The following is a 26405-nucleotide window of genomic DNA, read 5'->3' on the forward strand; positions in this document are numbered from 1 at the left end:
CCTACGCCAAATAAAGAAGCATTTTCAAGAAAAAACTGTCTCCTTTCAGGAAAAAAACAGAAAATCTTGTCACATTATTAACCTGTCGGTCTGCGTCGGCTTGGGCAAAATCTGTGTTGAAGGTCAGGTCTAAAACCGTATTGGGATTAATCGCCCATTTGATTTCGCCACCAGTTTTGAACGAACCCGAGCCGCCTTGCTTTTCATACTCAGAGCCTTTATAATGGTCAAAAGCATAGAGCATATAAGGAATAACACGGATATTGGTCACAGAAGGTGGAGGTGCTAAAAGGCTATCCAGGACCCCTGCGTATTCCATACGATTGACAGAAAAGGAGCGAGGATAGGGCGACCAAGTGTAGGTAGAATTACTAGAGCGACGATTTCTGAAAAAGTTGATTCCCCAAGCGTGTATTTGTTGATTTTTGGGATAGCGCAAAGTTTGCCAAGGAATAGCTATCTCTGCTACCCAGCCTGAGTCTGAGCGAGAAGTGCGTACTCGCCAAAGTCCATCCCAATCTTCGTCGTAGAGGATGTCGTCGAAGGCAAGCAAATCTCGCTGAGTACCGTAAGGGTTGGTAATCATTGTCATGGCATTGCGTTTGTCATTGAAACCATCAATAGTTACCCCGAAAGAATCGTGGTTGCGTGGTTCAAAATCTCTACGAAAATCAGGGGCACGTAAAAACTTTTTTCCTAAAGAATCATGACAAATACCAGCGATATACAGAAAATCCTTATTGTAAAGTAGTTTGACCGAAGTGTTTTGTTTGGCTTTTTGACCTTGATGCGGTTCTACCTCAAATTCGAGCCTTACCGAAGGTGCCTTTTCCCATTCTGACTCATCCAATTTGCCATCTATTTTCAAGGGTTTAGTAATGTTCTTTGCAATGGTTTTTTGGCGAGGATGTTGTGGGGTAAAGGTATTTTGTGCCAATATCGATTGGGTGAGAAGCAAAAAACTTCCTAGCTGTAAAAGCTTTAACATATTGATAAAATTTACTTGTTGATGGAAGAAAGAGGTTAATTTTTTGGAAAAACAAAGTTTAAAAAACTCGTTAAAAGGTGCTGTAAATTTGTGTTGAATGGCAATTGAAACAGGGATAATGTACGTATCTGATTTGATTTTAAGTCCATGGGCAAAATAAAATTCAAAATTGTTCTTTGGGCTTTTGGTGGTGGACTTTTGAAAATAGCATGGCTGTGGTTATTTAGAAACATTTTAACACTCATTGCCTTGTGCCTAAACACCTAACCAAAATCTTATTCTGCATGATTACTTAAGTTTTCCCCCAAAAAAATAACCCATAGCCCAAAGCTGATACCCAATAGCTCCAAACCTATTGCTCATAAAATTAGGGACAAAGCAAAGCCAAGTCCCTAACCCCTAACCAAATTAATTTTAATCTTTTAACCAAAGTTGAGATTCACAAAATGGATGTCTCACCAGTCCATTCGCTACGTTCAGAAGAACCTCAACAAGTTTGTTAAACGAAGTGTAACCAAAAAACTTCTTGCAAAAATCATATTATTAGGACTAACCGCTAAATTTATTCGCCAAGCTTGAATAAGTACTCGACCAATGACGTTTTCAGCGTAAAAGGCACTTATCATTCGCTCGAAGTTGTTTGTCGAAAAAGCTTTTATTTTTTAACCTAGGGCGTTTTTTACACAAAGGATTATTCTTAATTTTGGTAAACAAGATTACCAAGAAATAGCCTTAGGTGAGATTTTGGATACAGACAAAATAGAATTGGATTTTTATACGAAGTTGAAATACAGGATTTTATCAAAAATCTTGTTTACACATATTAACGCATTACATTGGAAACATCAGCCGCTCTCAATCATACACGCACTGTTATTTTACAGGATATCCCGCTAAAGAAAATTCTGGCTAGACGAGCAGTTTATCATACGCTTTTCTGGATAGTAATTAGCTTGTACAATACCCTTTATCTAGGTTTTTTGAAGGATGACTATTCAGAAGCTTTTTTTGAGTTTGCTGTAAAATTTCCTTTTTACCTGACCCTTGTGTACGGTAATATCTACTACTTTATTCCAAAGTTTTTATTGAAAGGTAAATATCTCCAATACGGGGTCTTGTTGACAGGCTCCACTTTGTTGGCCGTAGCCTGCTTCCAAACATTGATTAATCATTTGATTTATATCAACTATTGCCCTGTTGGTTACCGCTCAGATATTTTGTTTGATCCCAAGCCAACTGTCAAGCGAATGTTTGACATGATTTCGGTATTTGGTATGACTACGGGAATTAAATTGACTAAAGATTGGATTGGACACCAAGAAAAAATCAAAGATCTTGAAAAACAAAATTTGAAGAATGAGTTGGAGTTTTTGAAATCTCAAATTCAACCCCATTTCTTTTTCAATACTTTAAATAACCTATATTCATTAACACTAAAGAAGTCTGATTTGGCTCCAGAGGTTGTTGTAAAGCTTTCTGATTTAATGAGTTATATGTTGTATGAGTCAGATAGTTTGGAAACTACCCTTCGTAAAGAAGTAGAACATATCAAAAATTATTTGGACTTGGAAGGTTTGCGATTTGGCAAGCGTCTACACTTGGATTTTGATATCATAGGAGAGGTGGACAAAAAGAAAATCCCACCACTTTTGCTTTTACCATTTATCGAAAATGCTTTTAAACATGGTACATCGCATGAGACTGGGGAAATTTATCTTAAAATTGAGTTGAATATCCTTCATGACAAATTGGTTTTTGGTGTGACAAACCCAAGATTTGAAAATCAATCTTCAAGGAAAAAACACAAAGGACTAGGCTTGAAAAATGTACAACGTCGTTTGGATCTTTTGTATGGTAAGAACTATAAGCTCCAGATATTACCAACGGCCAAAGAGTATTCGATTAGTCTAGAATTACCTTTTGAGCCTGTTGTTTTAAGTGAATCAAAATCAAATAAATAGCAGCATGACCCTTGGTAATTGGATTTCCACTTATGCTTAGGTCATGTTTAAACGCTATTTTTCCAAGGTTTGACGATATTCCCAAAACTAAATTTATATGAAATTAAAAACGCTAATTGTAGACGATGAGCCATTAGCCCTTGACGTGCTTGAGACTTTTATTCAGCGAGTAGAGGGATTGGAGCTTGTAGGGCGTTGTGAAAATGGCATTCAGGCATTTAATTTATTGCAAAAAGGAGGGATTGACCTTTTATTTTTGGATATAGAAATGCCAACTTTAGATGGATTAGAATTATTGAGAAGCTTACACAATCCACCCAAAGTAATTATTACGACTGCCTATCGTGATTATGCTGTAGAAAGTTATGAGTTGGATGTGGTCGATTATTTGGTAAAACCTATCCCTTTTCAAAGATTTGTCAAAGCTGTGAATAAGGTTCAACAAAAATCAGAAGAGATAGATTTGGTTACCGAGGCCAACGCTTTCCAACCTCAAGCGCCTGCTGGTAAGCCAGAGGCAATGTTTATCAAAGTAGACAAACGAATCGTGAAAGTGTATTTCAATGATATTCTGTTTATCGAAAGTTTGAAAGATTATATCCGAGTGCATACAACTTCTGAATCTTATGTGACTTATCAAACCATGAATGGCATAGGAGAAATACTACCAGAAGATGATTTTGCTCGAATTCATAAATCATTCATTGTCGCGATTCATAAAGTAACTTCTATCGAAGCTAATGACCTGATTGTCAATAATCGCTCATTGCCGATTGGAAGAAGTTTTAGAGAAGATATTCTTGAGAAAATTTATAAAACAGGAGTTTTAGCAGTGAAGTAAGTTCTGAGTCGGATTAATGCTGAATTATCTGATTACTAGACAAAATTGGATTTACTAGTTCAAGACTTAGTCTTGGACTCATTTTTTAACAGTTTGAAACTGTTTTACAAAATTCAGTGAAAAAGTTCAAATACCTCTTTTTATATACCTCCGAAATCCAACATCAGAAATCCGAAATAGATAATTCTCTCAATTTCATCAAAAAAGCGGTCAGAAATTATTTTTCTGACCGCTTTTTTGATGAAACTACGGTATATCCAACTCGGCTCAAGACGCAATCATTGCGTCTCTACTGCTAGAATACAAATTTTTATAATTCACTCTATCTCAACTCACTTAATTAGGAATAACTCATGTTTTGATGGTATAATACTGAATATGAATCGTATAAGTAAGTAAAGTATGACGTTTCTACAGCAGCAAATACGATATTTAGCATAATCACTCAATCATTAAATCACAAATCACTCAATTCTACAGGCAGGATAAGCCCTTTAAAAAAGTAACACTATTTGCAGTTATTATACAATTTACTGGTAGTTTTGCGCTGGGATGTAAAGAGGACTTTATGGATAGTAATCTAAGGAATACACAACTTTGGCTGGCATTTAAAAGTGGCGATAGTGAAGCACTAGGGCAATTAGCTAGTGAGCATTACCGTGTACTTTATAACTATGCCACGAAGTTTACCAAGGATAGAGAACTGATCAAAGATTGTATTCAGGATTTATTTTTATACCTATGGGATCAACGCGAAAATCTTCATTCGTCTCCTTTTGTGACTATTTATCTCTTAAAATCGCTTAAGCATAATCTTTTCAAAAAACTCAATCAAGAAAAGAAATGGGTCTTAGATGATTTTGATACGGAGTCACCTTTTTCGGAAAATACCAATATCGAATCCACTATTATTGCTTTGGAGCTTTTTGCAGAAAATGAGCAAAAGGTGAGAAGTGTCTTAAATAACCTTCCTAGGCGACAACAAGAGGTTATTTTTCTCAAATTCTACGAAACGCTAAGCATCGAAGAAATTGCTGAAATCATGGATATGAACAAGCAATCTGTTTCTAATTTATTGCAAAGAGCGATTCATAACCTAAAACAAAATTGGCAATTAGCAGTGTATCTTCTTTATTATCTGTACTTTAATGTCAGACTTCAATAGTTTTTTCTTTTCTCGAAAAAATATTTCAAAAAAATAACTTCCAAAGTGAGTATCTGAGTATAAGCAAAGGCTATTACTAGCAAAGTGCGAAAAATACAAGATATTCTATGTTCGATTACAAAAACTTTTCAGCCAATGATTTTGCGATGGACGCATTCTTTCGAGAATGGGTACTGAAGCCTACACCCGATGCTTCAGCATTTTGGAAAAACTGGTTGTGGCAAAATCCAGAAAAATCAGAAGTCATTGAGAAGGCTCGAAAAATTGTAATCACGCTAAAAAATGCCCAAGAGGAAATTTCTGAAGATGAAATTGATGTGGCTGTTGCGCAAATTGTAGCCGCTGCCAATCAACGTGGAGCACAGCCCAAGCCTGTTATTCGTCCAATTTGGTCTTCTACAAACATGATTCGCTGGGCTGCCAGTATCATTGCTGTATTGGGACTTACTTGGTATGCTTACGATTATTGGGGCAATAGACCCTCAGAACTATATACCCAAACGGTGGCAACTGTAGTAAGCAACCCTAAAATGCTCGAAACTTTCAATAAATCATCCGAGCCTATGGTGATTACCTTGCCAGATGGAAGTTCGGTCATTTTACAACCCAAAAGTAGGATTAGCTATCCTGCTCAGTTTGAAGATTCTGTTCGTGCGGTGGTGCTTTCTGGAGAAGCATTTTTTGAAGTTGCTAAAAATCCTCAACAGCCTTTTTTGGTATATGCCAACGAATTAATAACCAAAGTGCTCGGAACGAGTTTTACCATCAAAGCTTTTGCGAATGATTCGCAAGTAAAGGTGATTGTAAAAACGGGAAAAGTATGGGTTTATACAGCCAAAGACGCTCAACGACCTCAGGCCATAGAAGCGACAGCCCAAGCTACCTTGGTACCTAATCAGCAAATTACCTTACTACGAGAAAAATTAGCCTTACAAAAAGCAAATATCTCGGCGCAAATGATGCGTGAATTACCAAGTATCCAAACGCAGAGCTTTGAGTTCAAGCATACGCCATTGTCGGAAGTTTTTCAGATGTTAGAATCAACTTACCATGTAGAAATTGACTATGATCAGCAATTAATGTCAGCTTGCGAACTTACGGCATCCTTGGGCGATGAGCCTTTACCAGAAAAGTTAAAATTGATTTGCTCAGTAATCGAGGCTACTTATGAGGTGCAGGAAGGAAAAGTAGTCATTCACGGAAAAGCTTGCAATTAAGATGCTTTAGGCTTTAAGCAAACTTTTATGCATTCATGAGAAATGTTTTTCCGTGAGCCCATAACTGGGAGCCGAAAGCCCAATAGTCGCTAACTAAGCTTATTTTTTATCAATCAAAAACAATCAACAATCTCAAATTTACTCTAAATGCCTTTTTTCTATAAATCAAAATCACCTCCGATGAGTGGAGACATCTTTGAAATCTCGCTCAAATAAAAAAAGCCGACGGTGCTACCAACACCATCGACTTATTCTTGTACATCCGAAAGTTTCTCAGGCTTTTCATCAAGATTCTTGATGGACAGGATGCTTTATGTCAGTTTTTCAACCAACCAATCAAAATTATGTCAAAAAAACGACAATTCACTAAGATTCCAATCAAGATTATGCGAATCTCCTTTGTGCAGATGATTGTCTCAGTTTTGTGCATGTCAATTGCCAATGCTGGGAATGTAAAAGCTCAAGATTTACTAGACCAAAAAGTGAGCATTGTCTCTACTAATCAGGCTTTTGAAAAAGTGTTGGAAACGCTTGAGCAAGAAGCTCATGTGAAATTTATGTATAGTCCTCAGCTTATCGCTTCTGGGCGTAAAGTTTCCATTTCAGCCAAAAAAGAAAAGCTTTCTACCCTGTTGGAAAGTCTTTTAAAACCTCTCAAAATTTCCTATGAAGTCGTAGACCGAAAAATACTCCTCAAACGTACAGAGCTTGGAGGTTTTTTAGAAAACAAAGTGACTACAAGCGTAGCACAAACCATCAAGGGGAAAATTACCGACGCAGAAAAGGGTGATGGAATTCCCGGAGTAAGTATCGCCATAAAAGGTACTAACCAAGGTACTGTCTCCGACGAACAAGGTAATTATACCCTGACAGTTCCTGACGAAAAGGCTGTATTAGTGATTACTTCGGTGGGCTATATCAAGGCTGAAGTAGTAGTAGGAAATAGATTTACGGTAAATATTAGTCTCAATCCTGATACTCAAAACCTAGGTGAAGTAGTGGTGGTAGGATATGGTACTCAAAAGGTTACAAACGTTTCTGGTGCTATTGCCACGGTGAAAGGTGCTGATATTGAGCGACTTCGCCCTGTACGTCCTGAAGATGCTTTACAAGGTCGTGCTTCTGGGGTAACGATTATTTCCAATGGTTCTCCAGGCTCAAAGCCAACGGTGTTAATTCGTGGTATCCCTTCTTTTTCGGGTACAGACCCTGTGGTAATTATTGATGGTGTACCCCAAACCTTAAATGACTTGAACGCTATTAATGCAGCAGATATCGAGTCAATGAATGTTTTGAAAGATGCTGCTACAACAGCGATTTATGGGGTAAAAGGAGGAAATGGCGTAATTGTAGTAACCACCAAGAACGGTGCGAAAAATCAAAAAGCAGAAGTTTCGGTAAGTTCAAACTACGGTGTTCAACAAGTAATGAGAACCATTGGGGTACTCAACGCTACAGAATACGCCGCAATCCTTAACGAAGGAAGTACTTTAGCGGGTGGCGGTCTGATTTTCAAAGACCTATCTAGTGTTGGTGTTGGAACAAACTGGCAAAAGCAAATCTTCAAAGAAGCTCCTTTGCAATCACACAATGTTACGGTTCGTGGCGGAAGTGAGCAAGTACAGTATTTTGTTTCTGGAGGCTATACTGGGCAAGATGGTATTGTAGGTGGTGGAAAAAACTCAAACTTTAACCGTTTGAATTTGACTTCTAATTTGACTTTTCAACTTAGTAAAAAGGTTAAGTTATTATCCAATACCAGCTTTGTAAATATCCAAAGTGTTGGAGTTCAAGAGAATTCATTTAACTCGATTATTGGTAGTGCACTCAATTTTGACCCAACTGTTCCTGTCTTGAATACCGTTCCAAATACTGTCGGGAAATATGGATTTAGTAATCTGTTGCTATCTGAAATTTTTAACCCATTGACTAAGCTTGACAACAACTACAATCAAAGTAATGGTAACAAATGGTATGGGAAATTAGAGTTGCAATATGAGGTTATTAAAAACTTGACGCTTGCTTCTCGATTTGGCTATACCAATTGGAATAACACTTACAAATCATTTACTCCTCTGGCTTTCTACGGTCCTCTCAATGTTGAAAATACCATGAATGCCGATGGTTCAACCGTGACGGGTCGTCATAATAGTGTTTATGAATCAAAACGTACGGATAATACTTACACATTCGAAACATTCGGAACATACAATTTTGCGCTCCCAAATGAGCACCATTTTGAAACCGTTGCAGGTATTTCATTAGCCAAAGTTTCGGGTGACGAAACCAACGGTTCTCGCCAAGATGTACCATTTAACTCATGGGAATTTGCCGATATTACTGCCGCAACAGGTGTTAATACAGCAGACAATGTTAATGCTATTTCGATGGGAAATAGTCAATATTTCCGTAAAAACCTTTCTTATTTTGGACGTGTCAATTACGATTGGAAAGATAAATATCTGGTATCATTTTCTGCTCGTCGTGATGGTTCTTATGCCTTTGGGGTTGATAATAAGTTCGCGAATTTCTATGCAGGTTCTTTGGGCTGGGTAGTATCTAGCGAAGACTTTTTTAATGTAGATTTTATTAACTACCTCAAAATCAGAGGAAGCTACGGTACAATTGGTAACGAAAACGTAAGTCCACAATATGTTGGCATTATTTCGGGCGGACCAAGCTATGCAGGCGATGCCAACAGTAATGGATATACCTTTGGTAATACCTTTGTGAGTGGCTCAACGGTTGGCTCTTATGCAAATACTACCTTGCGTTGGGAAAAACAAATTCAAAGTAACGTAGGTTTTGATGCTCGTTTTGGAAAATACTGGTCACTTTCTGCGGATTATTTTGATAAATCTGTAGATGGTCTTTTGTTTACTCCTTCTGTTTCATTATACCTCGGAACTGCTGCACCTCCAACGGCCAATATTGGTTCTACGAAAAGCAATGGTATTGATTTGAACTTAGGTTTTACGTATCCTATTTCAAAGCAAGGACAATTTAGCACGAATATTACTTTTACTACGGCTAAAAACCTAGTAACAGCCACTAACTCAGATGGTACTGCCATCATTCCGGGAGGCAACTATTTCAATGGACAATCTCAAAGCGTGACCCGTTTCCAACAAGGATATGCGCCAGGGTATTTCTACGGTTACAAGACCGCAGGATTATTCCAAAATGCTGCTCAAATCAGTGAAGCACCGACTCAAACAGGAGCAGTGCCGGGAGATATCCGTTTTGTGGATGTAAACAAAGATGGTAAGATTACAGATTTGGATAAAACAGAAATAGGTAATCCATTCCCTGATTTTACGATGGGTTGGAACCTTAGTTTAAGTCTGAAAAACTTTGATTTTACGATGTTTACTTATGCTTCGGTCGGAAACGATGTATATCGTGCCTATGAAAGAAATGCTATTTACTCAAATAAGGATAGAAGTATTTTGGGGCGTTGGACAGGCGAAGGCTCAACAAATGACGCCAAATTCCCTCGTTTTTCTTTTGTAGATGCCAATAGCAATATCCGTGTGTCAGACAGATACGTAGAGGATGGTTCTTTTGTAAAAATCAAAAATATTCAGGTAGGATACACTTTGCCAACTAGCTGGGTATCAAACAAAGTATTTAGTAAGATTCGTGTTTATGCACAAGTAAAAAATGCTTACACATTTACTCGTTATTCAGGGTTTGACCCAGAAATCCCGGGAGGAATTTTGGATACGGGTGTAGACCGTGGGGTATATCCACAGGCACGTACTTGGTCATTAGGACTTGACTTGAAATTTTAGTTTAATCTTATTAAAAAACACTGAGAAAATTAACTCGGTACTGGATTATGAATACGAAAAAATACATATATACATTCTTGGTCATTGGGGCACTTTGTGGAGGATGTACCCAATGGGTTGACTACAGTCCAAAAGACGACTACAAAGTTACAGATGCAGATTACCTTAAGTCTGAAACTGATTATAGAAGTATGGGCGTCAGCGTTTATACACCAATTCAATGGCTAAATCAGGTGGTTCCGATTGGAGATATTGCCTCTGATAATGCGGTAGCAGGGGGTGAGAATGCGTCTGACGTATTGGATTTACAACAAATCGATGACTTTTTAGTAAACAGTCAGAACGGAACTTTGACAGAAGTTTGGAAGGCTGCCTACGAAGGGATTAATCGTGCTAATTATCTCTATCAATATAAAGATACCAACCCATCAGGAGTAGCTGTCAACTTTGCAGGTAAAGATGCATTGTATGGTGAGGTGGCGTTTTTGAGAGCCTATTATTATTTTACCTTGGTTAAAGTCTTTGGGAATGTTCCACTTTTTGTAGATAAAAAATTAGGAATTGCTGATTCTAGAACGCTCAAGCAGGCTAAACCAGCTGAGATTTATGCTCAGATTGAAAAGGATTTAACCAACGCCATTGCGGTATTACCAACTACTGATCCTAAAAATGGACGAATTACCAAATACGCCGCTCAGGCACTTTTAGGCAAGGTGTATCTCTATCAAAACAAGTTTGACGCCGCCGCACCAGTGTTAAAAAGTGTGGTTGAAGGCCCTTATACCTTAGTTAGTAATTTTGGAAATATCTTCTTACAATCTGGTGAAAATGGTTCTGAAGCGGTATTTGAAATTCAATATTCAAATGCTTCTCCTTATTACAATTGGGGTGGTACTACTCGTGGACAAGGTAATTATGCTGTTCAACAATGTGGCATTCGTGGCTTAACGGGTAATAGTCCTTATGCTGCGGGTTGGAGTACCAATTTGCCTACTCAAGATTTGGCTAATGCTTATGAGGCTGGCGATAGCCGCAAAGCCGTGACTTGTCTGGATATTGAGGCATACAAGGCTGCAAATCCTAGTTTCAATATTACTTATCAAGTAGCACCGTACAAAAATACGGGTTTGTATAACCAGAAATACCTTCCTCGTAAAGGCGAATCAAGTGGACAGATTGAGTTGAACTATTTGAATAATCAAAGGATTATTCGCTTGTCGGATGTGTATCTGATGTATGCAGAGGCTCTAAACCGCAAAACGTCTCCAGATGATGCAACGGCATTAGTATATCTCAACAGAGTTCGTCAAAGAGCATTTGGCGATAATAACCACAATGTGGCTGCTACAGGCACAAACCTTCGAGATGCCATCTGGAAAGAGCGTCGTCTCGAACTTGGTATGGAAGGTGACCGCTTCTTTGACCTTGTAAGAACTGGTCAGGCTGCTACAAAGTTGACGGGTTTTAAAGTAGGCAAAAATGAAATTTTCCCTATTCCACAAGTCGAGATTGAAGTGTCTGGACTTGTTCAAAACCCCGGTTATTAATCTCAATTTTTTCTTTGAAAAACATGAATCTCAAAAATATAGCATCCAGCATTGGATTGGCACTGGCAGTATTCGTATTGCCATCTTGTCAAGACCAACTCTATACTGATATTGCATTTGTGGATAAAGCAAGTGCTCCAAGTAAGCTTTCGGCTTTATTTGAAATCACCCAAGATAATACGGGTATGGTAACCATAACACCTAACGGCGAAGGCGTTGCCTACTTTTCGGTAGCTTCTGGTCTGGCTGGTGCCACCCCAGCTACGGTAAACCCTGGCAGGAAAGTTCAGTGGAAATATCCTGAAGGCAATCATAGCGTAGTCGTGAAAGGCTTTAATGTGGGAGGGAAGAGTACCGAAACGACTTTACCTTTAACGGTATCTTTCAAAGCTCCAGAAAACGTCGAAATGACTGCCACCATTGACCCAACTAATCCTAAAAAGGTTAATTTAACGGCTAAAGGCTTATATGAAACAAATTTCAAAGCCTATTTCGGTGAAACTGCCAACGAAGTGCCAGTCTCATTCAACGAAGGGCAAACGATAAGCTATACTTACAACTCTGTTGGCACATTCACTATCAAAGTCGTAGCGTTGAGTGGCGGTGCTGCTAGCACAACGGTTACCCAAAATGTAACGATTGTGAGCCCTGTGATGCTTCCGTTGGATTTCGAAACTGCTGGACAAGATTATACTTTTTCAAACTTCGATGGAGGTTCGGTAAGTATTATCAACAACCCTCAGAAAAGTGGCATCAATACTTCTTCAAAAGTTGGGAGAATGATCAAATATGCAGGTCAGCCTTGGGGTGGTAGTTTGATTACCTTAGGAAGTGCGATGGATTTTTCGGTGAATAAATTCTTTTCCATGAAAGTATTTTCACCAAGAGTTGGAGCAAAAGTATTATTAAAAGTAGAAAATGCTACCGACGGAAGTATTAGTTATGAAAAAGAAGTAGCTACCACAAAAGCGAACGCTTGGGAAGACCTAAGTTTTGATTTTAGTGCGATTAATACAAGCAACGCCTACCATAAGATTGTCTTGATTTTTGACTTAGGCACTATGGGCGACGGTTCTGCTAATTACACTTTCTTGTTTGATGATATTCGATTGTATAAGCCAGTCACGGCTGAAAGTCTGACGGTGCCACTGACATTCGAATCTTCTACCTTAAAATATGATTTCGTCAATTTTGATGGGGGCAATGCAAGTGTTGTGGATAATCCACAAAAGACAGGTATCAATACGTCGGCAAAAGTGGGTAAAATGGTCAAGTCTGCTGGACAAACTTGGGGAGGTTCATTTATTGCGTTAGAGTCTCCAATTGATCTTTCTGCTAAAAAAACCTTTAAAATGAAGGTATATTCTCCACGAGTAGGAGCAAAGGTGCTTTTAAAAGTAGAAAATCTAACCAATGGGGCGGTTAGTTTTGAGAAGGAAGTAACCACCACCAAAGCTAATGCGTGGGAAGAACTAACCTTTGACTATAGTGGCATCAATGCAAGTCAGTCATACCAAAAAATTGTGCTGATTTTTGATTTGGGAACGATGGGCGATGGCTCAGCTAATTTTACTTATTGGTTTGATGATATTATCCTTCAGTAAAATGGCTGAAAGAAATGTAGTCCGACTAATAGTAGGTGAATCAGAATCTGCTATTACTCTTCAGACTGATTTTCTAGAATTATTTATTCATGTTTAGATTTTGACTTTTATGAAATATACAATAAAATCAATTACAGCATTTTTGATTGCAAGTGCACTTGGTCTGACAGCCTGCAAGCAAACAGAATTTGGTTTTGGTGATATTATTACTCCGAGCAACTTGACTATTGTTGCTGATGTGATTGGAGTAGATGCTAATAATCCAAACGGTAATGGAACAGGAAGTGTGAATATCGCCGCACAAGCAGGTCAGGCACTTTCATATAAAATAGACTTTGGTGATGGCAACTCTCAGATGGTTCCATCTGGAAAAGTGGCTTACCGATATGCGAATCCTGGCACTAACGAATATGTGGTTTCGGTAAATGCGATTGGAACTGGTGGAGCCATGACCACTCTCAGTAAAAAAGTGAAAGTGTTTGTTGCATTCGAAATACCAAGTAATATCCTTACCGCAATGACTGGTGCTGGCTCGAAGGTTTGGATTACGGATAATGAGGCAATAGGACATGTGGGAGTTGGTCCTTCAGATGGTTTTACTCCTAGTTGGTATGCTGCTGAGCCTAATCAAAGACCAGCCTGTTTGTATGATGACGAAATTACTTTTGCTAAAACTGCCAATAATCAAATTACCTTGAATGTCGATAATAAAGGTCAGTCATCATTGATTGGCGCTGCAACGTCCTTCTACGGTGTTTCAGGACCAGACGGTTGTTATGATATTAGTACAGGTGGAACAAAAGAGTTGACTTTTTCACCAGCAACTTCTGCTTCCACGTCCTCAAACTCGACTAGAGTTCAGTTTAGAGTGCCAGGAAATGGGATGGTGAATTTTGGAACAGGAGGAACCACTTATGAAATTTTAGCACTTTCAGAAAATAGTATGACACTTAGAAGTATTGGCTCAGATGGTAACGCGTGGTATATGAAGCTAAAACCTAAGTCAGCAACTACGCCAGTGACTGAAAAGAAACTCGTTTGGGCAGATGAATTTAATACTGATGGTGCTCCAAACCCAGCGGTTTGGGGATATGATTTGGGCAGCAACAATGGCTGGGGAAATAACGAGGTTCAAAATTATACCAACCGTGCGGATAATGCTGTAGTGCAAGGTGGCGTTTTGAAAATTACTGCTAAAAAGGAGAGCTATCAAGGCTCAAACTATACTTCAGCTCGTTTACTTTCACTCAATAAATATTCATTTACTTATGGACGTGTAGATATTCGTGCCAAACTGCCTGCAGGTGGTGGTACATGGCCAGCGCTATGGATGTTGGGGTCAAATATCCAGACTGTGGGATGGCCAGCTTGTGGCGAAATTGATATTATGGAAATGGTTGGCAACAAACCAAATGTAATACTAGGAACACTTCATTATCCAGGTCGTTCGGGTGGAAATGCTGATGGAGGAAGTACCACTATTACCAATGCTACCACAGAGTTTCATATCTATTCTGTTGATTGGTCGGCAAGTAGTATTAAATTTTATGTTGATAACAAATTATTTTACACTTTTGCCAACAATAGTACGCTACCATTCAACAAGGACTTTTTCTTTATCATGAATATTGCCATGGGAGGCAACCTCGGTGGAACTATTGATCCAGCCTTTACTTCGGCTACTATGGAGGTGGACTATATCAGGGTTTATCAATAATAGGAGTATTAATGGTGTTATGCCAAAAATCAAAAAGGCGGTCGAGAATTATTCTCTGACCGCCTTTTTTGCGAATATCAACGCTTTAGGAACAAGTATTGTGTCTCTACAAGTGAAATTTAACTAAAAACAAACATTCTCTCATTCACACAATCACAATTCACTAAATATTAGTAAGCTCTAGCGAAGATTACACGACGAGATGAAGGATTGCCTGTATAAATACATTTGCCTTCTTCTTCTTTCGCATCCAAAGGAATACAACGAATGGTAGCTTTGGTTAACTCTTTAATTTTTTCTTCTGTTTCTGGCGTACCATCCCAGTGTGCTGAAATAAACCCTGGTTTTTCGTCCAAAGTTTTTACAAACTCATCCCACGAATCAACTTCAAGGGTATTTGCTGTTCTGAAAGACAAAGCTCGGTTATAGATATTCTCTTGGATTTCTTCCAATAGATTTTGGATAACCTCTACCACGCCTTCAATTTCATACGTCTTTTTCTCTTTTGTATCACGACGTGCAATTTCAACCGTACCGTTGGCAAGGTCACGAGCACCAATTGCCAAACGTACAGGAACACCTTTCAATTCGTATTCAGCAAATTTGAAGCCTGGGGATTGCTTGTCAGAGTTATCGAATTTGACAGAAATTCCCAATTTTTTCAAAGTTTTAACAATAGGTAAGACTTTTTCAGAAATAGCCTCTAATTGTTCAGCACCTTTGAAAATAGGTACGATTACCACTTGAATTGGCGCTAATTTTGGAGGTAATACCAAACCTTCGTCATCAGAGTGAGCCATAATCAAAGCACCCATCAAACGAGTAGAAACGCCCCAAGAAGTACCCCAAACATAGTCTTGTTGGTTTTCTTTGTTAGAGAATTTTACATCAAAAGCTTTGGCAAAGTTTTGACCTAAGAAGTGAGAAGTGCCTGCCTGTAAAGCCTTTCCATCTTGCATCATCGCCTCAATACAGTATGTATCATCTGCACCTGCAAAACGCTCGTTGGCAGTCTTTTTACCACGAATAACAGGAACAGCCATAAACTCTTCAGCAAATGTAGCATATACATCTAGCATTTGTTCCGTTTCAGCAATGGCTTCTTCTTTAGTAGCATGAGCTGTGTGTCCTTCTTGCCACAAGAATTCGGCAGTACGTAAAAACAAACGAGTACGCATTTCCCAACGCACAACGTTTGCCCATTGATTAATCAACAAAGGAAGGTCACGGTATGACTGAATCCAGTTTTTATAAGTACTCCAGATAATAGCCTCAGAAGTTGGGCGAACCACTAACTCTTCCTCAAGGCGAGCATTGGGGTCAACAATTAATTTACCTTTATTGTCAGGGTCGTTTTTCAAACGATAGTGTGTCACTACAGCACATTCTTTGGCAAAACCCTCTGCATTTTTTTCTTCTGCCTCAAACAAACTTTTCGGTACAAAAAGAGGGAAATAAGCATTTGTATGTCCAGTTTCTTTGAACATATCGTCCAAAGCACGCTGCATTTTTTCCCAAATAGAATAACCGTAAGGTTTGATCACCATACAGCCTCTAACGGCAGAATTTTCGGCTAAATCGGCACGCTTAACAAGTTCGTTGTACCACTCAGAATAATTTTCGCTACGTTTTGGTAAGCCTTTGCTCATGGGTTGTTTTATGGTTGGTTAATGCCCCTTTAGCTTAAAATGAGATTAGAATAACGCTAAATCGGCGAAAAATGTACAAAACTAATGGGGGAAAACGTTCTTTAAATAGTCTAAATACCAGAAATGAATATAAAATAAGTATTTGTTATCCATTCGGTTATGTTCGAGACCATGGTAATAGCATGATTAACAGTCGTCCCCAATCTATTACTAAATAACAAAACTCTAACCTCAACTTAACCTTATTTAGTTCATTTTCAAAGTATTGGACAATTGGAACATTTAAAGATTTAATTTTGTTAATGTTGTGTTAATTATCTTGCAAAGATAAGTTTTTGTAGTAAGTTTGTTACAAGAAATTTTTGCTAAGTTATTAATCTGGCCAGTTTATCTTAGAAAAAAACAATTCATTACCTTTTTGAGATAGTACTGGTTAATATTTTAAAACGTAGCACAATTCACTGATTGCTGATAAATATTAATAAATTATTTGTTTTATTGACAATACTCCTACAATCTAAAATTCAAACAGCTATGAGCCTTCAGCATTCAATAAAGCACCTTTCAGCTATAGCGTTGATTGGTTTAGTTTGGGGTTGTAATACCTCCAAACAAGCAATTGTTTCCAAAAGCTCAAGTGGTGAAGTTTACGACGACTTGTACGCTTCGACAAGTGACGTAAGACCTACTACTTTGGGTGGGCGCATATACAATGAGCAAGGTTATGATGAATCTACCTATCAAGCTCCTGTATATCGCAATGGTAATTCTACGAACAATTCGACACAGGGCACCAATGAGTATTATTCTCAAAATTGGTTAAATTCTCGTTCAGTTTATCAAAATCAAGACGACTATTCTGCTGGTTATAACAATGGCTACAACAATGGTTTTGCGAATGGTCTAAACAACAGATACGGTAATTTTGGTTTAAATAACTGGTACGCAAATCCTGCTATTTCATTCGGACTAGGATACAGTCGTTGGTCTCCATTTGGTTTTTCAACCATGGGGTATTATGATCCATTCTATTCTAACTTTAATGATCCGTTTTGGGGATGGTCAAGTAGCCGTTGGATGTATGGCAATTCATTTGGCTATGGATATAATCCTTATGGTTTCGGAAGCTTTTATGACCCTTATGGCTATGGGTTTTCGTCCTTGGCTTATGGAGGCGGATTCTATGGTGGCTATTACAATAATTACAATAACTACGTAGGTTCTGTTATTGGAGCAGAAACGCCAGCTAAATATCGTTCAAGACCAGCGTATGCGGCTTCGGCCTATAACTCAGATTTCAATAATAACAGAGGTGCAGCCTACAATCGTGGTAGTCGTACTAATGCTGATTATTCAAATACAAACTCAGATTATTATTCACGTCCTAGAAGAGATGGTAGTGGTGTAAACTACAATACAGGTACTACCACCAACTCATCAAGAAGTTCTAACAGTAACTATTCTAACGGACGCAACAACTCTTGGGATTGGTCTTCTAATAACAACAATAGTAGAACAAACAATACGACGACAAATTCAACTTGGAACAATTCTTCAAGTGGAAGTTCGTCAAGTGGCAGCTCTGGTGGCGGTGGCGGCGGAGGTCGTTCACGTGGTCCAAGATAATATTAACAAATGATTAACACTCGAAGCCTCGCAGAGTTGTACTTTGTGAGGCTTTTTTACGTTAAATTAACAACAAAGTCCGTTATACTACCTCCACATGATGAGGGGTAATTCTCATAGAACTGTCCTTATTATAAAGAATATGATTTTAAACCGTAAGAATAACATGAAAGATATTCGTAAAGTATTACTTGCGTCTCTACTTATGAGTTCGATAAGCGCTGGTTTTGCACAAGATAATAATTATGATGCATTGTCGAGACTCTTTTCCCAAACCGCTCCAAGTGGCTCTGCTAGATTTCAAGCATTAGGAGGAAACCATTCGGCTTTGGGTGCAGATATCTCTTCCAATTCTAGCAATCCTGCTGGTTTAGGTTTTTATACTCGTTCTGAATTTTCTATTTCTCCTTCTTTTCAAATCAATTCAAACGCTAGTAGTTATATCGATACCAAGAAGACTAATGCCAATGCTGATAATTTTAACATAGCAAATATTGGAATAGTATTTGGTGGGCAAGAGCCGAGATATAAAGATAGTTGGAGAGGAAGTTGGTCGATTTCCTACAATAGACAAAGTTCGTTATATAACAAGGTGAGTTTTGCAGGACGTAATCTTCAGAGTTCCATGATGGATAGTTTTGGCGAGATTACAAACCGTGATATTAGAGATAATGGATTAACCTTACAAGATTTTAAAGATGGCTTGACCAACGATGCCCCCAATTTTTACTATCAAACAGATATGTATTATTGGTCATTTTTGATTAATCCAAACGGTACTAACTCAGACCCATTTGTTGGTGCAGAAGGAGGAAAGTCTGTTGACCAGCGATATGATTTTCAGGCATCAGGTAGAACAAGCCAATGGACAATTGGTTATGGAGGAACTGCCAACGAAAAGTTCTATATAGGTTTCTCTTTGGGATTGCCAAGTTTTAGATACGAAACTCAAACGGATTTTACTGAGAATATCGTTAACTATGATGCCATTCGTTCTTTCGCGTTTTCTAAATATCTTACTACAACAGGACAAGGTATCAACTTGACTGTTGGAACTATTATCAAACCTACGAATAACTTTAGAATAGGAGCAACTATTACGACTCCTACTTGGTATTCGATAGATGAGACCACTTCGTCTACTCTCAACGTTGATGTTGACCCTAGTAAATCAGGCGGAATTCAGCTCTCTTCAGATGTACTATCGGGAGGGAATTCGATAGGAAGTAAACTAGTTTCCTTAGGTTATGGTATTAATACCACAGGAGGTACTTCGTATATCACTCGTATTCCAAAGTTATCTACCCAACCAGTAAGCTCAAATTATGAATTAAGAACTCCTTTCAAAGCTAGTGGTGGAGTGGCTTATTTCTTTGGCAAAAAGGGCTTCCTATCGGCAGATGTTGAATATGTAGCTTATAAAGGTATGAAATTAAGTACGAATATGAACGATGCTTATTTCAAAGGAGATTTGGATTTTTATACAAAGTCTATCCAGAATACCTATAAAAATGTTTTGAATGTAAAAGTAGGTGGAGAATACCGTATGGGTTTGTTTGCAGCACGTGGAGGCTTCGCTTATTATCAAAACCCTTATAATTCTAATTTTGATAATGATGCAGTCAACCGTGCAATGATGGTGTATTCTGCAGGTGTTGGTATCAAAACGGGAACTTTCTATGTAGATTTGACAGGAATGTATGGCAAAACACAACAGGCCTATAACCCTTATGTGTTGAACGACTCGTCTTTATATGCAACTGCCATTATGGACCAAAGCTGGACAAGAGGTGTTCTGACGTTTGGCGTTTATTTTTAAGAAATAAAATTATTAAAAAAGGGTCTCCAATTAATTGGAGACCCTTTTTTAATTTATAACTGTTTCTCATTGATTTCGTCCAACAACCAAAGTAATTGTTGTACCTCAATATTTCCATCAATTTTGATATCAGCACGCATATAGAAAGGTAAACGTGTTTCATATCTCTTTTTGAGGTCCTCGAATAGAGCCTGATTGCCGCTACTTTTATTAATCAAAGGTCGATTGTTGGCATCAGATAATTTGATGCGTTTGAATAAATCCTCTGGCAGTACATTGAGAAAAACACTGATGCCATTGGCTTTGATAAAATCCATATTATCAAAAAAGCAAGGAACACCTCCACCCGTAGCAATAACCAGTTTTTGATTAGGCGAAAATTGCTTCAAGATTTTGCTTTCTACTTCTCTAAAATGATTCTCGCCATTCCATTTAAAAATTTCAGGAATAGTTTGATTTTCATGCCGCTCAATCAGTTCGTCCATATCTACAAATTTATATCCTATGGCTTTGGCTAATTGTCTTCCTAGCGTACTTTTCCCTGAAGAGGGCATTCCTACTAAAAATATATTTTTCATATTGGTTAACATCGAATGGCCTTTTGGAAAAAGCTATTGCAATTTTGATAAAACTTCTTCTTTATCGGGTGTTGCCTTGTTTGACCATTTACCTTTTACAGTACCATCTTTCAATAACCAAATAACAGGGTTAGCACGAGCAATGGTTTTTAGCACTTTAACATCAGCATTCAACACTACAACATCTAATTGATTTTGCTTGATAAAGTTTTGAGCGGCATCATCTGTCGAAGCGGTTACAAACCAAACCGTTACATCAGAGCCTTTTAGTCCTTGAATCAATTGTTTGATTTCTTCGATATGTCCTAAATTGGCTTTTTCAACAAATGGGCTTACAATCATCAATTTCTTTCCGACAAAACTTTCTGCTTTGTAATCAACAGAATCACCTGTTCTGTAAAGGTTATAATCTGTAATTCTAGCTTTGGCAGCATCCTCGTTCAACTGAATCATCTGTTTGAACTTCCAAGTTGTATCTGTTGGATACTCCATAAATTCTTGCTCTTTACCACCTTTCTCCATGATATACTTAAACTTTGGAGCTTCAGCAGGCTTCATGTTATTCTTAATGTTTTCTCCGATGGCATAAGGTAAGCCGTCGTTTACTGGTAAATAATTAACAGCATACGTTCCTAACGCCAAGCAAAATACTAAAGATGCAGCTACCGCCCAACCTGTTTTTTTGTCAGCAAAAATATGACGTTGCCACAGAATGATTAAAATAAAGAACATCAAAATCATGTCCTTGATAAACGAAGTCCAAGGTTTTAGTTTGATGGCTTCTCCAAAACAACCACAATCGGTTACTTTGTTAAAATAAGCAGAATAAAAAGTCAAAAAGCCAAAGAAAACAACAGTGGCTAATAATATCCATGAAGCACTTTTGAGTTTATATTGGACTAGTAAACATACCCCCAACACCAATTCTAGCGTACACAAAAAGATAGATACATATAATGCCAAAGGTACCCAGAAATGCCAAAAGCCTGCCATCCAAGGAAAGTCAGTTGCGAATACATCGAAGTATTCTTCCAACTTGATTTCGGTACCAATTGGGTCGTTGAGTTTGATAAGTCCTGAAAAAATAAATATTACACCAACAAAGATTCGGGAAAAATGTGCGAGGAATTTCATGATAGATAAAAAGGGGATTCTTGTATATTAGGGCTAAAATGTGAAATGTTAGTTTGGATAGAAAACTTTAAAACAACCAAAAATATGCCATTTTTGAAAGTATAGCTAAATATACAAGTATTCAACCAAAATACATTTCAATTATTTTCTAGATGAAAGAACAAAATTAAGACAGCTCATTACATAAAACTGTTAATGAACTGTTAAAATGGAAATGAAAATGAGAAGATTATAGAGTTTTAAATAAGCGATAGTTAATAGTCTTGCTTTTGTACAAATATTAAAATCACTTTCAAATTACACAATCTTCACATTTTCAAATTTACAGAAACTACTGCTGTTGTTGCTGTTGTTGAGCCATACCCATTTGGATAAGACAAAAAACTGCATAGTTCAACATATCCTGATAGTTGGCTTCAACACCTTCAGATACCAGTGTATGTCCTTGATTATCTTCGATTTGTTTAGTTCTGAAGATTTTCATCAAGATTAAATCTGTCATTGAGCTTACACGCATATCACGCCACGCCTCACCATAATCGTGATTTTTGTTTAATAACAAATTCAAGGTTTTAGTTACTTGTTCATCGTACAAATCACCTAATTCTTGCTCAGAGAACTCCATTTGTGATGAATTATCCAACTGCTTTTGAATCATCGCGATAATACAATAGTTGATGATGCCGATAAATTCACCTTCAATACCATCATCAATTTTCTGAACACCTTTTTCTTGAATAGAACGAATACGTTGTGCTTTAATAAAAATCTGGTCTGTCAGACTAGGCAAACGCAGAATACGCCAAGAGGTGCCATAATCTTTATTTTTTTCTGGAAAAGCTCTCTACAAATCGCAATTATTTGACGATACTCAAATTCTGTTTTTGTCATTTTTGGGAAAAATCTGTTGCTAAATATTTACCATTTATTGAATCTTAGCAGGGTACAGATAGGTTATCTATGTGAAACTGTTTTTGCAAAAATACCGCATTCAGTTCAAAATTCTAACAATATTCTTTTAATCAGCCTTAGAATCTAGTTTAAGGATACCATTGTGTGCCAAGTTTAGAATTGCTTTTATCTTTGCACCATCAACTTTTATATGTGCGTATGACTACTTTAATTAATTGCCGTGGCAAACTTATCGATCTTGCTCAACCTCGTGTCATGGGTATTTTGAATATTACTCCTGATTCTTTTTTTGAAAGAAGTCGTGTACATACCGAAACGGAAATTTTGAATCAAGCAGAAAAAATGCTATCTGCTGGAGCCACTTTTTTGGATTTAGGTGGGCATTCTACTCGTCCAGGGGCAACGCCTGTATCGGAGGAGGAGGAAATCAAAAGAGTTTTGCCAGCCACAGAAATTATCCTCAAATATTTTCCCGAAGCATTAATTTCTATTGATACTTTCCGTTCTAATGTTGCCAAAGCTTGTGTAGAGGCTGGCGCCGTTATTGTCAATGATGTTTCAGGCGGTTTATTGGATGATAAAATGTATGAAACTGTCGCGAGTTTTGGCGATGTTCCCTACATCCTCATGCACATGCGTGGAACCATCGAAACCATGACGCAGTTGACGCAATATGATAATCTGGTGTTGGAGGTTTTGGATGAATTACAGCAAAAGGTAGCTCAGTTAAGAACCTTCAATCAACGTGATATTATCTTGGATTTGGGATTTGGTTTTGCCAAAAATCTGGATCAAAATTATGAATTGCTTAATCACCTACCTGACTTTGAAGTAATGAATTTACCGATGTTAGTTGGTGTTTCAAGAAAATCTATGATTTGGCGAAAATTAGATATTTTGGCCTCTGAGGCTCTAAACGGAACTACCGCACTCAACGTCGTCGCTCTAATGAAGGGCGCAAATATCCTAAGAGTACACGATGTAAAAGAGGCAATAGAGACCATTAGTTTGATTAAAGCTGTAAATGCGAGGTAAGTTAGTGAGCAAAATAAAATCTAATTTTTCTGTTTTAGGCACTAGGCAACAGGCACAAGGCAAAGTGTGTTAAAATATTTTTAAAAATCACAGACATACTTTTTTCCAAAGCCCACTGCCGAAAGCCGATACCTGAAAGCCGAAAGCACAATCTTAAATTTTGAGCTTTTGGCTTTCAGCCCTGAGTATTCGTCAAATAGATATCTACCGTTACAAAAAAAACACTCTTTGCCTTGTGCCTGTTGCCTTTTCCCTAAAAGAATAAAAACTATTTATTTAGTTTTGTAATTAAAAATTTAGTTATAAATTCGAAGGGTAAATGTTATAAACCTTATCACCCTTCGAATTACTATGAAGAAACTCCTATTACTCCCTCTTTTTATTCTTCTACTTCATACCTTGACTATTGGTCAAAGTGGACAAAACTCTTGGCAAGAGTTGATTGCTAAAGGACAATATGCTAAGGCCACTCAGTTGTTATCGGCAAAAGAAGATACCCTTTCTCAAAATAATGTAATGACCTTGGCTTTTTGTCATCAAAAATTAGGACACCTTCCGCAAGCCAAAAAGTACTATTTGCAGTTACTGGAAAAAATCCCCAATCTCAAGAACTATTGATGAGCTTGGCTGGCATAGCAGACCGAGAATCAAATATCCCTCAAGCGCTAGGCTATTACCAAAAGCTTGTATCGCTCGATACTACCAATCATTTCTATCTGAAAGAAGTAGCAAGAAACCTTGTGAAACAAAGAAAAAATGAAGAAGGGATAGCTCTACTAGAAAAGGCTGTCAAATTAGATTCTTCTGATATTGATGCTTTGGCAGATATTTCTAATCTTTTACTGAATGAAACCCAAGGAAGTAAAGCGATTAATTACATAAAAAAAGGAATGGAATTGGATAGTAATTCTATTAAAATGAGACAATTACGGGCTAGGTATGCTTATCGTAATTTTGATTATGAACAAGTACGAAAAGATTTGAAGTACACCCTTTCAAAAGGTGATTCTTCCGTTTTGTATCAACGATTATTGGCAACTTCCTATTTTTATTTGGATAGTTTGGCGCAGTCTATCTTTCTTTTTAATCGCTTGATAGAAAGGGGAGAGGATAACGAACTCGTTCGTGCAGGCTTTGGATATGCTTTATTAGCGGCTAAAGATCAAAATATGATTATCAAAGGAACACAAAATATGTTTACCGCAATTAAGCTTGGAACTTCAGAAAAGATTTCAGATTATCGTCTGGCTATTGCCGATGCTAACGTTCGATTGAAAGAATATAACTGGGCAGCAAAAGAATACAAGCATATTATTGATACTTATCAACGTCCCAAGGCCATATTTAAACTAGCAGAACTTTATGAAAAGCATTTAAAAGATGCTGAATTAAGTAAAATCTATTACCAAGAATATGCTAGAACTTGTCAGTTAGAAAAGAGTAAGAAGAATATCGATTGTTCCAATCTAAATGTAGCCTTACAAAAACTCAATCTTGCGCCAGTCTCCAAAATCTATGCACAAGATGTAAAAGGAATTAAATCTGATTCATTAAGAATAGATACTGCAGATTCATTGCAAGTGGAGGATCATTAGTGTTTCAGTGGCAAAGTGAACAGGCACAAAGGGACAAAGGGTATTTCATTTTAGTGGTATAGTGAACAGGTGTAAAGGTACAAAGTGTTTGTTATTTCAGTGATAAAGAAATAGGCGTAAATGCACAAAGTGTTTGCTATGACAGGGGTATAGTGAACAGGCACAAAGGCATTAAGTGTTTGTTATGTCAGTGGTAAAGTGAACAGGCACCAATATATCAAGTGTTTGTTATTTCAGTGATAAAGAAATAGGTGTAAAGGCACAAAGTGTACAATGTTTTCACTTTGTGCCTTTGTGCCTTTACACTACTTATCCACTCTTTTATGCTTAAACCTCCTATGTGACCAGAGCCAGTCGGATGGGTTTTCTTGGATTGATTTTTCTAGAGTTCTCGCATATATCTCAGTGATTTCCCCCAACTGATATTGATCATAAGGACGTTCTACCAGTAGCGAATAATTTATGACATATCTTCCACGACGCTTACGTACCATTTCTCCATACAAAATGGGATAGTTAAAACTACGTGCCATTTTTTCTGTGCCCAAGAAGAAATCAGTTTCTTGATGTAAAAAAGTAGTCCAATAAGCCAAATCTGGTGTTTCGGCAGCTTGGTCTGAGATAATCCCCACAATACGAGGTTGCCCTTTCTTTTTCACCATTTCACGAAAAGTTTGCTTCATCGGAATGGGCGAAATATTAAAACGAGAACGAATGGTGTACATCAGTTTATCAAAAAACGGGCTAGAAAGAGGTTTGTAAATCACATCAATAAGTACACCAGTCTGTGTAGTTCGAGGAGGTACAAGTTCCCAACAATTGATATGGCTCGACATAATTAGCATCACCTCATTATTACGTAAGCATTCGTCAATCACCTCTTGCCCATTGATCTCCACCATTTTCTCTAAGTCTTTTACCGAAATTGTGAGTAATTTTAGGGACTCAACAATCACATCGCAGAGGTTATGATAAAAATCTTTCGCTAGTTTTTGATGCTCTTGGGATGTTTTTTCAGGAAATGAATTTTGTATATTCATCAAAACAACCTTTTTCCTATACTTAATAATGTAAAAAGTTAGGAAAAATAGAAAATCTGAAAAACCGTACAAAAGTGGCATTGGAAGCCTAGAAAGCATTCTAAAAAACAACATATTAGAGATTTGATAAAAATCAGATTACTACTGAATTATGGTAGCGTAATTATTTTGGATAATACTCGA

The 26405-nt window shown here is 37.6% G+C and carries 18 protein-coding genes and 1 pseudogene; 13 read left to right on the top strand and 6 right to left on the bottom strand.

Features of this window, described 5'->3' with window-relative positions:
• Position 1 precedes the first annotated feature (1 nt).
• Entirely contained in the window at positions 2 to 988 is a 987-nt protein-coding gene (locus BWI92_RS28145; protein WP_229362935.1) for a carbohydrate binding family 9 domain-containing protein, read from the bottom strand.
• A gap of 836 nt (positions 989 to 1824) precedes the next feature.
• Here BWI92_RS28145 and BWI92_RS09835 point away from each other — a divergent pair.
• The 8 genes from BWI92_RS09835 to BWI92_RS09870 all read left to right on the top strand — a co-directional run bounded on the left by BWI92_RS09835 (position 1825) and on the right by BWI92_RS09870 (position 14834).
• Positions 1825 to 2949, top strand: coding sequence for a sensor histidine kinase (locus BWI92_RS09835; protein WP_095162525.1), 1125 nt, complete (start codon positions 1825 to 1827; stop codon positions 2947 to 2949).
• Between the two features lie 97 nt (positions 2950 to 3046).
• Positions 3047 to 3790, top strand: coding sequence for a LytTR family DNA-binding domain-containing protein (locus tag BWI92_RS09840; protein ID WP_095162528.1), 744 nt, complete (start codon positions 3047 to 3049; stop codon positions 3788 to 3790).
• 568 nt (positions 3791 to 4358) lie between these two features.
• The gene (locus tag BWI92_RS09845; protein ID WP_095162531.1) at positions 4359 to 4955 is read left to right on the top strand and encodes an RNA polymerase sigma factor; all 597 of its coding nucleotides are present in this window, start codon (positions 4359 to 4361) and stop codon (positions 4953 to 4955) included.
• Positions 4956 to 5062: 107 nt separating this feature from the next.
• A complete protein-coding gene (locus BWI92_RS09850; RefSeq protein ID WP_095162585.1) occupies positions 5063 to 6172 on the top strand; it encodes a FecR family protein in 1110 nt (369 codons plus the stop codon).
• A 344-nt stretch (positions 6173 to 6516) separates the two neighbouring features.
• Entirely contained in the window at positions 6517 to 9966 is a 3450-nt protein-coding gene (locus BWI92_RS09855) for a TonB-dependent receptor (protein WP_217903396.1), read from the top strand.
• A 47-nt stretch (positions 9967 to 10013) separates the two neighbouring features.
• Positions 10014 to 11513 carry a RagB/SusD family nutrient uptake outer membrane protein gene (locus tag BWI92_RS09860; protein WP_095162622.1) on the top strand — a complete coding sequence of 500 codons (1500 nt, stop codon included), beginning with the start codon at positions 10014 to 10016 and terminating at the stop codon, positions 11511 to 11513.
• A gap of 23 nt (positions 11514 to 11536) precedes the next feature.
• Positions 11537 to 13117: a PKD domain-containing protein gene (locus BWI92_RS09865; RefSeq protein ID WP_095162654.1), complete on the top strand. Its 1581-nt coding sequence runs from the start codon at positions 11537 to 11539 to the stop codon at positions 13115 to 13117.
• Between the two features lie 109 nt (positions 13118 to 13226).
• Entirely contained in the window at positions 13227 to 14834 is a 1608-nt protein-coding gene (locus BWI92_RS09870) for a family 16 glycosylhydrolase (protein ID WP_095162662.1), read from the top strand.
• A 170-nt stretch (positions 14835 to 15004) separates the two neighbouring features.
• Here the strand turns inward: BWI92_RS09870 and proS are convergent, their stop codons facing one another.
• Positions 15005 to 16483: a proline--tRNA ligase gene (gene proS / locus BWI92_RS09875; RefSeq protein WP_095162668.1), complete on the bottom strand. Its 1479-nt coding sequence runs from the start codon at positions 16481 to 16483 to the stop codon at positions 15005 to 15007.
• Positions 16484 to 17017: 534 nt separating this feature from the next.
• Here proS and BWI92_RS09880 point away from each other — a divergent pair.
• Together BWI92_RS09880 and BWI92_RS09885 are read left to right on the top strand one after the other, a co-directional pair.
• Complete coding sequence (locus tag BWI92_RS09880; RefSeq protein WP_095162671.1) at positions 17018 to 18109, top strand: hypothetical protein; 1092 nt, start codon at positions 17018 to 17020, stop codon at positions 18107 to 18109.
• Positions 18110 to 18275: 166 nt separating this feature from the next.
• A complete protein-coding gene (locus BWI92_RS09885; RefSeq protein WP_095162675.1) occupies positions 18276 to 19928 on the top strand; it encodes a hypothetical protein in 1653 nt (550 codons plus the stop codon).
• Between the two features lie 53 nt (positions 19929 to 19981).
• Here BWI92_RS09885 and BWI92_RS09890 read toward each other — a convergent pair whose 3' ends face one another.
• The 3 genes and pseudogenes from BWI92_RS09890 to BWI92_RS09900 all read right to left on the bottom strand — a co-directional run bounded on the left by BWI92_RS09890 (position 19982) and on the right by BWI92_RS09900 (position 22531).
• Positions 19982 to 20506, bottom strand: coding sequence for a shikimate kinase (locus BWI92_RS09890; protein WP_095163340.1), 525 nt, complete (start codon positions 20504 to 20506; stop codon positions 19982 to 19984).
• A 33-nt stretch (positions 20507 to 20539) separates the two neighbouring features.
• On the bottom strand, positions 20540 to 21640 hold the full coding sequence (locus BWI92_RS09895) for a BT_3928 family protein (protein WP_095162678.1): 1101 nt from the start codon (positions 21638 to 21640) through the stop codon (positions 20540 to 20542).
• A gap of 331 nt (positions 21641 to 21971) precedes the next feature.
• Positions 21972 to 22531 (bottom strand): annotated as a pseudogene (locus tag BWI92_RS09900) (DUF1599 domain-containing protein).
• Positions 22532 to 22750: 219 nt separating this feature from the next.
• On the opposite strand from BWI92_RS09900, the gene folP reads away from it, so the two are divergent.
• From folP to BWI92_RS09915, 3 genes are all read left to right on the top strand, one after another.
• Positions 22751 to 23587 (top strand): dihydropteroate synthase, encoded by an 837-nt coding sequence (folP, locus tag BWI92_RS09905; protein WP_095162680.1) that lies wholly within the window; start codon positions 22751 to 22753, stop codon positions 23585 to 23587.
• A gap of 351 nt (positions 23588 to 23938) precedes the next feature.
• The gene (locus BWI92_RS09910) at positions 23939 to 24205 is read left to right on the top strand and encodes a hypothetical protein (protein WP_095162685.1); all 267 of its coding nucleotides are present in this window, start codon (positions 23939 to 23941) and stop codon (positions 24203 to 24205) included.
• 5 nt (positions 24206 to 24210) lie between these two features.
• A complete protein-coding gene (locus tag BWI92_RS09915; protein WP_141234742.1) occupies positions 24211 to 25182 on the top strand; it encodes a lipopolysaccharide assembly protein LapB in 972 nt (323 codons plus the stop codon).
• A 305-nt stretch (positions 25183 to 25487) separates the two neighbouring features.
• On the opposite strand, the gene BWI92_RS09920 is transcribed toward BWI92_RS09915, so the two are convergent.
• Complete coding sequence (locus BWI92_RS09920; RefSeq protein ID WP_095162690.1) at positions 25488 to 26336, bottom strand: lysophospholipid acyltransferase family protein; 849 nt, start codon at positions 26334 to 26336, stop codon at positions 25488 to 25490.
• Between the last annotated feature and the right edge of the window lie 69 nt (positions 26337 to 26405).

Source organism: Flectobacillus sp. BAB-3569 (assembly GCF_002270355.1).
GTDB classification, from domain to species: Bacteria; Bacteroidota; Bacteroidia; order Cytophagales; family Spirosomataceae; genus Flectobacillus; species Flectobacillus roseus.

What these genes read in the sequence shown, in the direction of transcription:
- BWI92_RS09895 (WP_095162678.1), bottom strand. Translation starts at nt 21,640, where the DNA reads ATGAAATTCCTCGCACATTTTTCCCGAATCTTTGTTGGTGTAATATTT.
- BWI92_RS09885 (WP_095162675.1), top strand. Translation starts at nt 18,276, where the DNA reads ATGAAAGATATTCGTAAAGTATTACTTGCGTCTCTACTTATGAGTTCG.
- BWI92_RS09855 (WP_217903396.1), top strand. Translation starts at nt 6,517, where the DNA reads ATGTCAAAAAAACGACAATTCACTAAGATTCCAATCAAGATTATGCGA.
- proS (WP_095162668.1), bottom strand. Translation starts at nt 16,483, where the DNA reads ATGAGCAAAGGCTTACCAAAACGTAGCGAAAATTATTCTGAGTGGTAC.
- BWI92_RS09860 (WP_095162622.1), top strand. Translation starts at nt 10,014, where the DNA reads ATGAATACGAAAAAATACATATATACATTCTTGGTCATTGGGGCACTT.
- BWI92_RS09870 (WP_095162662.1), top strand. Translation starts at nt 13,227, where the DNA reads ATGAAATATACAATAAAATCAATTACAGCATTTTTGATTGCAAGTGCA.
- BWI92_RS09920 (WP_095162690.1), bottom strand. Translation starts at nt 26,336, where the DNA reads ATGTTGTTTTTTAGAATGCTTTCTAGGCTTCCAATGCCACTTTTGTAC.
- BWI92_RS09890 (WP_095163340.1), bottom strand. Translation starts at nt 20,506, where the DNA reads ATGAAAAATATATTTTTAGTAGGAATGCCCTCTTCAGGGAAAAGTACG.
- BWI92_RS28145 (WP_229362935.1), bottom strand. Translation starts at nt 988, where the DNA reads ATGTTAAAGCTTTTACAGCTAGGAAGTTTTTTGCTTCTCACCCAATCG.
- BWI92_RS09880 (WP_095162671.1), top strand. Translation starts at nt 17,018, where the DNA reads ATGAGCCTTCAGCATTCAATAAAGCACCTTTCAGCTATAGCGTTGATT.
- BWI92_RS09910 (WP_095162685.1), top strand. Translation starts at nt 23,939, where the DNA reads ATGAAGAAACTCCTATTACTCCCTCTTTTTATTCTTCTACTTCATACC.
- BWI92_RS09850 (WP_095162585.1), top strand. Translation starts at nt 5,063, where the DNA reads ATGTTCGATTACAAAAACTTTTCAGCCAATGATTTTGCGATGGACGCA.
- BWI92_RS09845 (WP_095162531.1), top strand. Translation starts at nt 4,359, where the DNA reads ATGGATAGTAATCTAAGGAATACACAACTTTGGCTGGCATTTAAAAGT.
- BWI92_RS09840 (WP_095162528.1), top strand. Translation starts at nt 3,047, where the DNA reads ATGAAATTAAAAACGCTAATTGTAGACGATGAGCCATTAGCCCTTGAC.
- BWI92_RS09865 (WP_095162654.1), top strand. Translation starts at nt 11,537, where the DNA reads ATGAATCTCAAAAATATAGCATCCAGCATTGGATTGGCACTGGCAGTA.
- folP (WP_095162680.1), top strand. Translation starts at nt 22,751, where the DNA reads ATGACTACTTTAATTAATTGCCGTGGCAAACTTATCGATCTTGCTCAA.